Genomic DNA, 12,378 nt, shown 5'->3' with positions numbered 1-12,378 from the left:
AGGTATTTATTAAATTGTCGATAAGATCAGAGAGATGTAGTTTGAGGATTTGTAATAAAAGAGGATCATTATGAGTATTAACAATATAAACAGCAGTAACAACCCGCAAATTGAAAGTCAACGGATACAGCAGCAAAACGCTCGCAAAGAGGCCGTTGCTTCACCAAGCGTAGCTGCACAAGAAGATTCTGTGTCTTTGACTCAGTCAGCACAAGAGCTCAACAAACTTCAGGCACAAGCTTATGAAGCTCCGGTTAACAAAGAAAAAGTAGCAGAGATCCGCAACTCGATTCTCAATGGTGAATATCGTGTTAACCCAGAAGCACTTGCGTCAAAAATTGCTAAAATAGAATCGGAAATCTTTGGAGCTTAACTTGTCATCTTTACTTGAAAGCTTAAAAACACAAGAACAACAGCTATCAGATTTAATTGCTGTTCTGGACCAAGAGTTACATTTAATCAGTACTCGAGATGCGGAACAGCTTTTTAAACTGCTGAAAGATAAAGAAGCATTGTTAGAAGCTATACAAGATTTAGATAACGATATCGAACGCTGGTATAGTAAAGCCAAAGAGAAAGGCGAACTCGATAAGGATATCGAACAACATATCGAAAAGTGTAAAAAGCTAATAGATCAGTGTAAATTCCGCACAGAGGTCAATCAAACAGCGGTAGAGAATGGTCAGTTGAGACTAGAACACTTACGCAACATTCTGACCGAACTTAGAGCTAAAGAAACACTGACATATGATAAAGCAGGTAAACCACACTCACGAGCAACATCTCCAGTAATCAAAGCTTAACTTCGCGTATTTCTGAACACTACTGCTCACAACTATATATTTAATAGTAAGTAATCTTACCTATTTTTTTGGGCTTACTAACCGCAATATCTAAATCTCTGATTCTCTGCATATCTAAACTTAACTCGGTAACATAGCTATCTTCACCTACAGGGTAACTTTTTATCACCTTGGCACCTTTGATCAAGCCTTGGACAGACATGCTTAACCGCTGATTATTTATCAGTAAATCCTCTACAGTAGCTTGACTATTCACTTGCACACCATGCACTTGTTCAGCCAACTCTTGGTAGGCTAGTATCTTAGACGCTGTCATTGCGTTAAGCATTTTAGTTTCTCTGTCGGCACCATTTTGAGCTGAAATAGAAGCATATCCAACGCTAGTTAAAATCGGATATTGTTGAGGCTCAATCGTGTCATATGCAATATGAGTGTTCATAATTTGACTACACCCACTCAACATTATCGCCACACTCATCGAACCCGAGACAACAACTCGTGCAAGTTTACGAGGAACTGGATGGGTAGCTTTATGAATATATGGTCGCTCAGTTTTTTGCTGACCCTCTGTAATTTTTTTACCTAGCATCTTTTATTCCCATAAGATTAATTCACATGCATAACCTAAGCACAAATCATTCCATCTATTTATATGTAGTAAAAATCTACACCAATGAACGTGATGCATACACATAGTGGCACAAGTCATGCTTTTAACAACTCGAATAAGTGAATAGCAGTCCAAGAGTAAGTCAAAAAGCAATCATTAAACATGCTGCTACATAGATTTGGAAAATCAGAATGAGATTATCAAAGTACCTAATATTAATACTATGTTTCCTAAATGGTGGGCAATGTTTTGCCCAATGGCAAACTTTAACCGGTACAAGTACCATCCAAAATAACAATATTGCCGATGCGAGAGAAAGAGCAGTAAAAAATGCTTTAGCTAAACTGCCCTTCTCTACTGCACCATTGTTTTCCCAAGAACATAATATTGTGAATGGGGTATTACAAGACTCTACGCTAGCACTCAAGAAATCACTACCACTACATAACATTGATATCACAAATGAAACAATTAAAGATGGTACTCTAAGCATACACATTAGAGTCATGACGGGGCTTAATACCACCCATTGCCAGAGCGATAATGCCTTTAATGTGAATATTGTGACAGGCAAAGCCATTGTCGCAATACCTGAACAATTTTTGGATAACGAACTCTTTGCATTACCTAGTATTATCCCAAACCTGCTAGCGCGAAAATTACATGATAGTTTTGTGCGTATTAATGTTGCTGATATCGTCTTACCACAGGTTTTATCGAGTCAAGAAACACAACATTTAGCACGTGCCGAAAATAGCCAATATGTTCTGCAAATTTTCATCGATGACATAAGCATACAAAGGAGTTTCGCTAAAAAAGGGTACTTCTGGGCAAATGATTCCGCTCAAAGAAATTTGGCGCTAAGATTTTTGGTCAAAGATCAATTAAACGGGGAAAATTTGGTTGACCAAGGGTATAAATTTCAAACGCAATGGCCATTCGCTATCGGGGAAAAAGTAGATGTGTATAGTGCAAGATTTACCCAAACCGAATTTGCCCAAGGATTACGTGACGTTATCGATACCGCAGCCAGCTTAATCAAAGAAAGACTGCGTTGTTTACCATTAACTGGTAATGTACTGAATGTAAAAAACAACCAGGTCATGATTGATTTGGGGACTAGAAACAGAGTAAATATTGGTCAAAAATTTATCTACCCACAAACAGGGGAAATACTTGAAGTGATAAAAACCTCATATAAAACAGCCACTTTACAATCAAGCGACCCTTTATATGTAGGAAATATTCAACCCAAAGACACTGTTGTTACGTATAATATGTAGGGTTTTATAATTGTGAGACTATTATGCAAGACAAGAACGACGATGTACTCGCTTTTATGGCAGAAATGTCTGACGTCAAACCATTGGCTCAGACCGAACATGTCACAATCACTCCCCAAGAAACGTCACTAGCCCAAAAACTCAAGCGGGAAGCGCTAGAACGTGAAGAGGCTAAACTTGCATATCAGTTGACTTTGGAACTGCAAGAATACCTTGACCCTTACGATCTACTTACGCACAAGCAAGATGGGATCCAAGAAGGTGTCTACAAAAACTTGAGACTCGGTAAATACCCTATTGAAAATAGAGTTAGCCTACTCAAAATGAGTTTAGTTGAAGCCCGAGAAAGGTTAATTCAAGTCATTGAAAAGGCTTATGAGAAAGGCCAACGTGTTATTTTGATCCAGCATGGGCTCGGACTCAACAGTCAACCAAAACCGGGGAAGTTAAAAAGCTATATCAATGTTTGGTTAGCTCAGTTTCCCCAGGTAATTGCATTCCACTCTGCCCACAAACAGCATGGTGGTAGTGGTAACACCTATGTGATGTTAAAGAAAAACCCACAACAGAAACTGATTAATAGAGAGAAACATCAAAAACGGTACTAGAAGAGACAACTTAAGGGTAGTTTGTCTCATGTAGTTTTTTCATTTCTTTTTTGGGGTATAAAGTTGGATTTCACTGACCTGGATGGGAACTGCACATGCATTAGATTGCAAAAAAAGAAATAATACAATGTAGGATGCTTTGTACAATTTACAATATAACTACATCACAGTGGATAGATGCCTGCACTAGCCGTTGCGCTCATTAGCGCTGCAATCGTCATAACTACAACCGCAACAAATACACTCGTAAAACCTAATCGCTTGTTTCGTTTAAACATCATATTCCCTGAAATTTATTATTGTTCTTTTGTTCAGTACTATATCTAGTACACATACTATAACCAAAAATTAATTTTTAGCAAAAAAAATCTGGCACCCACTTATATTAAAGCAGATGCCAGATAATTCAAGTTATGCTTTTGTATACCTGATATGCTTTCGATATATATATGGCTGCTCGCTAACAACGAGTGAATTGTTTACCCGACAAATGTACGCGCATTTCTGAACATACGCATCCATGGACCATCTTCTTGCCAGCTTGGATCTTGCCAAGAGTTAGCAACAGCCCGGAAAACTCGCTCAGGATGAGGCATCATGATAGTGACACGACCATCAGTAGAGGTTAACCCAGTAATACCATTTACCGAGCCATTCGGGTTGGCAGGATATTGTTCAGTTACCTGTCCATTGTTATCAACAAAACGCAAGGCAACTTGGTTTTGTGCCTCGATTGCAGATAAGGCATCGGCATGACTAAACTCGGCATGGCCCTCTCCATGAGATACGGCAATTGGCATTCTAGAACCTGCCATACCTTTGAGCAGTATTGATGCTGATTCTTGTACTTCAACCATAGCCACACGAGCTTCAAAGCGAGCTGACTGGTTTTGCACAAAATGCGGCCAATGTTCTGTACCAGGTATGATCGAATGTAAATTAGAAAGCATTTGACAGCCATTACACACACCTAAAGTAAATGTATCTTGGCGCGCAAAAAACTCTGCAAACTGAGTTTTTGCTTGGGCATTATATAAGACTGATTTTGCCCAACCTTCACCGGCGCCCAATACGTCACCATAAGAGAACCCACCACAAACCGCTAAACCACTGAATTGCTCAAGTGTTTTCTTACCACTCAAAATATCAGACATGTGGACATCAACCGCTGTAAATCCTGCACGGTCAAAAGCAGCCGCCATTTCATAATGAGAGTTAACACCTTGTTCACGAAGAATAGCGATTTCTGGACGTATGCCCTTGGCAATATAAGGTGCGCTAATATCTTCATTAATATCGTAAGTTAACTGCGCGTGCAAACCTGGATCCTTCGGATTTTGCTTTGCTTCATGTTCTTGCTGAGCCGTTGCTGGATTATCTCGTAAAGCCTGCATATTGTAGGTCGTCTCAGCCCAAATAGTCCGTAATCGTAAGCGTGAATCATTCAGTACAGTACGCTCATTTATTTGGACTTTGATTACATCTCCTGATACTGCGGTACCAATTTGATGTACATAGTCTGTCAGGCCATGTTTAGCCAACTCCGACAAACACGCCTCTTTATTTACTGCACTGACCTGTAATACTGCTCCTAACTCTTCATGGAATAAAGTCGTAATCTCATCCCCAACAGCAGATAAGTTGATATCAAGACCACAATGCCCTGCAAAGGCCATTTCAGCTAATGTTGTAATTACACCGCCATCAGATACATCGTGGTAAGCCAATGCTAATCCATTTTTGTGGATCGCTTGCATGGCATTAAAGAACGCTTTTAATACTTGCGGATCATCGACATCAGGTACTGTTGCACCGAGCTGTGAATAGACTTGAGCTAAACAAGATGCACCTAAACGAGCTTGCTTTCCACCCAGATTAATATGTAAAAGAACGTGCTCACCTTGGTCTATTTTTAACTCTGGCGTAAGTGTTTTACGAATATCTTGGACTGGGGCAAATGCAGTAATAATCAAAGACATAGGAGCAGTTACAGACTTATCAACGCCATCTTCTTGCCATTGCGTTTTCATTGACATCGAATCTTTGCCAACTGGAATGGTAATCTCCAGCTCTGGACATAGTTCCTCACCAACTGCCTTAACCGCCTCGTACAAACCGGCATCCTCGCCTGGATGACCAGCTGCAGACATCCAGTTAGCCGATAATTTCACACGCTTAATGTCGCCAATATCCGCCGCACTCAAGTTAGTTAGTGCTTCAGCGACAGCTAATCTAGCAGATGCCCCATAGTTGATAAGCGCCGCTGGGGTTCTCTCCCCCATCGCCATTGCTTCACCGTGATATGAGTCGAATGAACTGGCAGTAACAGCAACATCCGCTACTGGGATTTGCCATGGACCGACCATCTGATCTCGCGCAACTAAGCCAGTAACAGAACGGTCACCAATAGTGATTAAGAAGGTCTTTTCAGCCACTGTTGGTAAGCGCAAGACACGCTCCAGCGCATCTGTTACATCGATACCTGTTGTATCTACATCTGTATTTGCTAATGTTTTACTGACCACATCTCTATGCATCTTTGGTGGTTTACCTAATAACACGTCCAATGGCATATCAATTGGATTATTGCCAAACTCTGCATCAGTTAGTAACAGATGTTCTTCTGCTGTGGCCTCGCCTACCACTGCAAATGGCGCTCTTTCACGCGCACAAATATCAGCAAATACTTGAAGGTTTTCTGGCGCAACCGACAGTACATAACGTTCTTGAGATTCGTTACACCAGATTTCATGAGGTTTCATGCCTGGTTCATCGTTGGGAACATTACGTAACTCAAAGTTCCCTCCACGACCGCCATCACTGACTAACTCAGGGAATGCATTAGAGAGGCCACCGGCACCCACATCATGAATAAATTGGATAGGGTTTGCATCGCCCATCTGCCAACATGTATCAATGACTTCTTGACAGCGACGTTCCATTTCTGGGTTATCGCGCTGCACTGAAGCAAAGTCTAAATCAGCATTTGATTGTCCAGATGTCATAGACGATGCCGCGCCACCGCCTAAACCGATATTCATTGCCGGACCACCAAGTGCAATCAACTTGGCGCCTACGGTAATTTCACCTTTTTGGGTATGTTCTTTACGGATATTACCTAAACCACCGGCAAGCATAATCGGCTTGTGATAGCCCCTGACTTCCGTGCCATTAAAACTGTTTACTTCTTGTTCGTAAGTTCGGAAATACCCCAACAAGTTGGGACGTCCAAACTCGTTGTTAAATGCTGCACCACCAAGAGGGCCATTGAGCATGATATCTAATGCGGTAACAATTCTTTCTGGTTTACCATAAGGTTTCTCCCATGGCTGAGTAAATCCAGGAATAGCCAGATTAGAAACACTGAAACCCACCAGACCAGCTTTGGGTTTTGAGCCACGGCCCGTAGCGCCCTCATCACGGATTTCCCCACCAGAACCTGTAGCTGCCCCAGCAAAAGGAGCTATCGCAGTTGGGTGATTATGTGTTTCTACTTTCATCAATATATCAATATGTTCTGCGTGATACTCATACTGGTGTGAAGTGGGTGAAGGAAAGAAGCGACCTGCGAAATTACCTTCCATCACAGCCGCATTATCAGAGTAGGCTGAATGCACATTGTCAGGAGTCACTTCATAAGTATTCTTTATCATTTTAAATAATGATTTAGGTTGTTCTACGCCATCGATGGTCCAGTCTGCATTGAAAATTTTGTGACGACAATGCTCAGAGTTTGCTTGGGCAAACATGTATAACTCAATGTCATTAGGGTTTCTTTGCAGACGAGTAAAACTGTCAAATAGATAATCAATTTCATCATCAGCTAAAGCCAAGCCGTATTCTTGGTTTGCAGTAACCAGTGCTTGCTTCCCTAGTCCTAAAATATCTACCGCAGTGAATTCCCCAGGCGTCGCTTTTACAAATAAATGTTCAGCTTGTGCTATGTCATCTAATACGACTTGGGTCATACGATCGTGAATGAGGCTAGCGAAAGTACTAAGCTGAGTGTCATTTAATGGCGTCTCAGTGGTAAAAGTAAAGATCTCACCTCGTTCAATACGGGATACTTTGTGCAGACCGCAATTATGTGCAATATCCGTGGCTTTGGATGCCCATGGTGATATTGTTCCAAACCTAGGTACAACAATGAATTCTTCACCGGTAATCTCAACACCGTCACTTTTTGGACCGTAAGTCAGTAATTTATCCAGGACATCTTGCTCATTTGCACTCAAACTTTCAGTGTTATCGACAAAATGCACAAAACGCGCAGAGATATTCACTATTGGTAATGCGTGTTCACGACATAATCCTAATAATTTTTGTACAGAGAAAAAAGATAAACTGGTGCTGGCTGGCAGAACTAACATAGGGAGGATCCATGCAAATAAGGAGTTTTTAATTAATCATATTATAGATTATTTAATACCGAATGATAAGTAACTCGTTTATTTGCTGATAATATGCTTATTTTTTACACATTGATTGTTATAATCGAGGGGAGCATTGATTTCATCATGAAAAAGGGTCCCAAATGCATAAGGTAGTGGTTTTATTTACACTCGTGTTCCTAGCGAGTTGTACACCTGTGGAAACCAAAGAAAATGAGCTTGTGAATGTATTGGAAAAACAACAACTTATCGTAGGCACAGAATATGGCGGTCACTCTTATTTTTTACATGATTTGCACCCTGCAGGGTTTGAATACGAGCTGATGCAAGGTTTCGCAGATTTTTTAAATGTCGAATTATCCGTAAAAATATTTTCTCAGCCTGAAGCACTTTTAAAAGCATTAAAAAACAAAGAAATCGATCTTGTTGCCAGTCAGTTTTTATTTGCACCTTACCAGACTCAAGCATTCAAAAAAGGACCTACTTACCAATATTTTGATTTAGTTTTAGTGAGTCATAATCCCGATCACCCAAGGGTCAAAACGCCTGATATTAGTGGCAGCTTATGGCTCCAAAAAGGCAGTTATGCGAGTTATATCCTAAACCAACAAGCACTGAATACCGAGTTAAATTGGCAAACCCATACCGATTTTGATGCAGCTGAACTTTTGAGTTTAGTCGCAAACAAAGAGGTAGACTACACGATCACGGACTCTTTGCTGTTAAATAAAACCAAATTAGCGCTCCCAGAATTAAAAGCAGTAAATACCTTGGTCGAAAACTTAGAGCGCCGTTGGTTATTACAACCAAATCAAGATGATGCCTTGATGGGTGCCTTATTGGAATATTTCGGCGAGGTACACGCCTCAGGACAATTAGCGATCTTACATGACAAATATTTCAGCCATATTGCTAAAATTAATTACGTGGATATTCGTGAATTTATAAAATCCGTAGAAACAACATTACCTAAATATCGTGATTGGTTTATCCAGTATGCTACAGAAGTCGATTGGACGTTGTTGGCTGCATTGAGTTATCAAGAAAGTCATTGGGATCCCAAAGCAGTATCGCCAACTGGAGTCCGTGGTTTAATGATGTTGACCCAGCCAACAGCGAAGGAAGTCGGCGTCACTCGAAGAACCGATGCCGAACAAAGTATCCGAGGTGGGGCGATTTATTTTCAACGCTTATACAACCGCTTACCTGCTCGCATCACTAAACCTGATCGAATTTATTTTGCGTTAGCCGCCTACAATCTAGGGTTAGGACATTTGGAAGATGCCCGTGTTCTTACGCAACGGGCAGGCCTCAACCCTGATTACTGGGTAGACGTAAAACAGTTCTTGCCTTTATTAGTCAAAAAGAAATACTATGATCAAACACGATACGGTTTCGCTAGAGGTGACGTTGCCGTGTTATATGTGGAAAATATTAGGCGCTACTACGAAAGCTTAGAATACATCATAACCCAGGAGCAGGCGAGTCATGCAAATAAAGAGCTTTAAACGTAACACAAATGTCGCTATGAAAGGTTCTCGCCGCCGTCTAATTCAAAAGAAAGCTCATCAAAGGATGTTGAATCGCAGAAAACAATTCCTACAACTCACAGAAGAAGGCTCAGTCGAACTCTCTTCTTAGTAATTTATTGACTTACTCAGTCTTTGTACTGCACGTATCGTCTTTTGCCTTGGCTTTCTCTTCTGTACGTTTGGCTTTGATTTGCTTACGGCGCATTTTAAAAAAATCAGAAATTTGCGTACTACAGACATCACTCAAACACCCATTGTGCACATCCACCTTATGATTTAATGCCGTATGAGTCAGAAGATTCATTACTGAACCGGCAGCACCCGTTTTTTGATCAGAAGCTCCATATACCACGCGTTTTATTCGACTGTGTACAATAGCTCCTGCACACATAGGGCAAGGTTCTAAGGTTACATACAACGTCGCATTCACAATGCGATAATTCTCGATATGCTTGGCAGCATCTCTGATAGCAAGCATTTCAGCATGCGCACTAGGATCATTATCAATAATACTACGATTAAAGCCCTGCCCAATTATTTTGTCATCTAAGACAACAATAGCTCCTACAGGTACTTCGCCCAAAGCTTCTGCTTCAGTTGCAAGCGTTATGGCTTTAGCCATCCAATATTCGTCTTGCTCGTTCGAAACAATTATCATGTGGTGAAATTCACTATTTTTTGGCGAAGTTACTAACTCCAGATACGTAAAGGTATCGGCTGCTAATCGCTAAACTGTTGAAAATAAATTATTTTTTTGGTTGGCATACAACTTGAAACATCTTATTTATCCAAATGATGTGCTTTGCATAAAAAAGTATTTGAAGCATCATACAATGCCAACTAATATTGTACTAAAAGAAGAGGAAAATACCATGGATATGACTGCAATTGCGATTGTTGCTATTATTGCTTGGATGATTGTTTCAATTGTTGAAGCAAGTAAAAAAGGCCAGAAAAAACAACAAGAAACACAACAAGAGCGTAATGAAAGCCGCCAAGAGATTGCCGAACTTAAAGCACGTATAGAAGTTCTCGAAAAAATCGTCACCGATGATAAATATACGCTTAACCAAGAATTTGCTAATTTAAAAAAGAATAATGTCGCATAAGCGGCTTTATTCTTTTGACTGTTTTTGTGCTTTTTTAGTTTCGTTTAGTCCTCAGCACAACTTGGATTAATCAATGTCCATCGAGGATTTTTCGCTCGGCTCGTTCGACTCGTCTGGGTTTACCCGAGATAATTAATACATCACCTGCAGCAACGACAAATCCACCACTTGGCTCATTAATTTCTTCATATGCTCGTTTCACTTTTTTCACTTTAACCCCGTGTTTGTCAAGGTTACATTCGTGTATTGTGCGCCCTGCGACCCAAGCAGAATCAGATATTGTAATAGCATGCATAAACTGTAACTTATCAATATTCTCGTAACTAACCTCGGTTGTTTCTCCAGGAAATACTCCGTGTAAATGGTCATATTTTTGTTTACGCTCTTTTTGTATCCTTTTTAAGATGCGTGAAATGGGTACGCCACTGTAATGATAAATTTGAGAAACGAGCATAAGGCTACCTTCTTGGATTTCAGGCACAACCTGAGATGCACCAGCAGCATACAAAGTATCCAAATGATAATCTTTTCTCGTACGAACAATAATAGGCAATGTTTCGGAAATATCTCGAATAGTTCGAATAGCGTCGACCGCTTTATTCGTTTGATCAAAAGTAATCACCACACTTTGCGCATACTCTATATTCGCATTATGCAAGATACTCTTTTGGCTCACATCACCGAAGATAATTGGCTCTGAAGCCAACAGTGATTCTTGGACACGGATCGGATCAAAATCGATAGCCATATAGGCGATTTTTTCCATACCTAACATCCGCGCTGCTGATTGTCCGACCCGGCCAAACCCTAAAATAATGACATGTCCTTTGGCAGGAGGAGAAACATCGGGAAACTCCGTAGCGGTAAGCTTTTGGTTGCCGGTCGTCAGAATATTGGCAAAACGCACACTGTTATGGACCAAGAAAGGCGTCACAGCCATACTTAAAATACCAATAGTGACTAAAATAGATGCGGTAGCTGCCTCCAAGACACTATGAGTCACTGCAAGAGAGGCCAATATAAAACTAAATTCGCCCATTTGGCAGAGCTTGAACCCCGCGGCCCAAGCATCGGTTTTATTTGCTTTAAAAATACTCGCGGCAACTCTCACTATCAACACTTTGAGCAACAACATACCTAGCGTGCCAAATAATATAATATGCCAATACGGTAAGATAGTTGAGGTTTCTAGGCGCATCCCAACAGTCACAAAAAATAGTCCCATCAAAATATCTTTAAAGGGTCTGATATCTGATTCTATTTGATGTTTGTACTGACTTTCTCCCAGCATCATACCGGCTAAAAAGGCCCCAAGCGCAAGCGATAAGCCCATTGCATAAGTCAAACCCGCAGCTAGTAGCGCTGTAACAATTGTGGTCAGTACAAATAACTCATCGGTTCGGGTACTCGCAATCTCTTTGAAGACACGAGGGAGCAACCACTTACCGGCCCACAACAAGAACCCGATCACCACGATACCTTTGGCCAGTGCTTCACCAACGATAGTCATGATACCTGCATCGGCAGGTTGATTTATTAACGGTATAGCAATTAAAAATGGGACTACGGCCAAATCTTGAAAAAGTAAAATACTCACAGCTAACTGCGATCGTGGAGTATTCAAAATGCCCATCTCTGTCGTTTGTTTAATGACAATCGCGGTTGAAGATAAACCAAACATGCCACCAATGATCAACGCTGGCGCTAGTGAAAAACCAAACAAGAACGCAATAGCTGAAAACGCACCAGTTGTTAGAACCATCTGTCCCAAACCGAGTCCAAATACTAAGTGCCGCATCGCCACTAATTTTGGTAAAGAAAATTCTAAGCCTAATGAAAACAGTAAGAAAACTATCCCTATTTCAGCTAGGACATGCATTTGTTCAGGGTGGTCAAATAAATTGAGGAAGGCAGGACCGACTAAAAATCCAGCCATTAAATAAGCTAAAATAGGAGGTAAATTAACACGCTTAAAACACCATACGCACAAGACAGCAACGAGCATGAGTGAAATAACGGATATAAACTCTTGTGGCATTCCT

At 40.8% G+C, this 12,378-nt stretch carries 10 protein-coding genes; 6 read left to right on the top strand and 4 right to left on the bottom strand.

The window, feature by feature from the left end; translation table 11 throughout:
* The first annotated feature begins 70 nt into the window (after positions 1-70).
* Together flgM and flgN are read left to right on the top strand one after the other, a co-directional pair.
* Positions 71-373 (top strand): flagellar biosynthesis anti-sigma factor FlgM, encoded by a 303-nt coding sequence (gene flgM / locus NLF92_RS02425; protein WP_254098500.1) that lies wholly within the window; start codon positions 71-73, stop codon positions 371-373.
* Between the two features lies 1 nt (position 374).
* Positions 375-803 carry a flagellar protein FlgN gene (flgN, locus tag NLF92_RS02420; RefSeq protein WP_254098499.1) on the top strand — a complete coding sequence of 143 codons (429 nt, stop codon included), beginning with the start codon at positions 375-377 and terminating at the stop codon, positions 801-803.
* A gap of 40 nt (positions 804-843) precedes the next feature.
* Here the strand turns inward: flgN and NLF92_RS02415 are convergent, their stop codons facing one another.
* Positions 844-1,392: an LPP20 family lipoprotein gene (locus NLF92_RS02415; RefSeq protein WP_254098498.1), complete on the bottom strand. Its 549-nt coding sequence runs from the start codon at positions 1,390-1,392 to the stop codon at positions 844-846.
* A 212-nt stretch (positions 1,393-1,604) separates the two neighbouring features.
* Between NLF92_RS02415 and NLF92_RS02410 the strand changes: the two genes are divergently transcribed.
* Both NLF92_RS02410 and smrA read left to right on the top strand, forming a co-directional pair.
* Positions 1,605-2,696 (top strand): flagella assembly protein FlgT middle domain-containing protein, encoded by a 1,092-nt coding sequence (locus tag NLF92_RS02410; protein ID WP_254098497.1) that lies wholly within the window; start codon positions 1,605-1,607, stop codon positions 2,694-2,696.
* Between the two features lie 23 nt (positions 2,697-2,719).
* Positions 2,720-3,304: a DNA endonuclease SmrA gene (smrA, locus tag NLF92_RS02405; protein WP_254098495.1), complete on the top strand. Its 585-nt coding sequence runs from the start codon at positions 2,720-2,722 to the stop codon at positions 3,302-3,304.
* A gap of 479 nt (positions 3,305-3,783) precedes the next feature.
* On the opposite strand, the gene purL is transcribed toward smrA, so the two are convergent.
* The gene (gene purL, locus NLF92_RS02400) at positions 3,784-7,674 is read right to left on the bottom strand and encodes a phosphoribosylformylglycinamidine synthase (RefSeq protein WP_254098493.1); all 3,891 of its coding nucleotides are present in this window, start codon (positions 7,672-7,674) and stop codon (positions 3,784-3,786) included.
* A 164-nt stretch (positions 7,675-7,838) separates the two neighbouring features.
* On the opposite strand from purL, the gene mltF reads away from it, so the two are divergent.
* On the top strand, positions 7,839-9,203 hold the full coding sequence (gene mltF / locus NLF92_RS02395) for a membrane-bound lytic murein transglycosylase MltF (protein ID WP_254098491.1): 1,365 nt from the start codon (positions 7,839-7,841) through the stop codon (positions 9,201-9,203).
* Between the two features lie 145 nt (positions 9,204-9,348).
* Here the strand turns inward: mltF and tadA are convergent, their stop codons facing one another.
* Complete coding sequence (tadA, locus tag NLF92_RS02390) at positions 9,349-9,885, bottom strand: tRNA adenosine(34) deaminase TadA (RefSeq protein WP_254098489.1); 537 nt, start codon at positions 9,883-9,885, stop codon at positions 9,349-9,351.
* A 112-nt stretch (positions 9,886-9,997) separates the two neighbouring features.
* Here tadA and NLF92_RS02385 point away from each other — a divergent pair, with 112 nt between their 5' ends.
* Positions 9,998-10,336 carry a hypothetical protein gene (locus NLF92_RS02385; protein WP_254098487.1) on the top strand — a complete coding sequence of 113 codons (339 nt, stop codon included), beginning with the start codon at positions 9,998-10,000 and terminating at the stop codon, positions 10,334-10,336.
* A gap of 70 nt (positions 10,337-10,406) precedes the next feature.
* On the opposite strand, the gene NLF92_RS02380 is transcribed toward NLF92_RS02385, so the two are convergent.
* Positions 10,407-12,374 carry a monovalent cation:proton antiporter family protein gene (locus NLF92_RS02380; RefSeq protein ID WP_254098485.1) on the bottom strand — a complete coding sequence of 656 codons (1,968 nt, stop codon included), beginning with the start codon at positions 12,372-12,374 and terminating at the stop codon, positions 10,407-10,409.
* Positions 12,375-12,378 lie beyond the last annotated feature (4 nt).

This window comes from Opacimonas viscosa, assembly GCF_024199005.1.
Lineage (GTDB): Bacteria > Pseudomonadota > Gammaproteobacteria > Enterobacterales > Alteromonadaceae > Opacimonas > Opacimonas viscosa.
The sequence above is the reverse complement of the archived record's forward strand: the minus strand, read 5'-3'. Positions and strand labels throughout refer to the sequence as shown.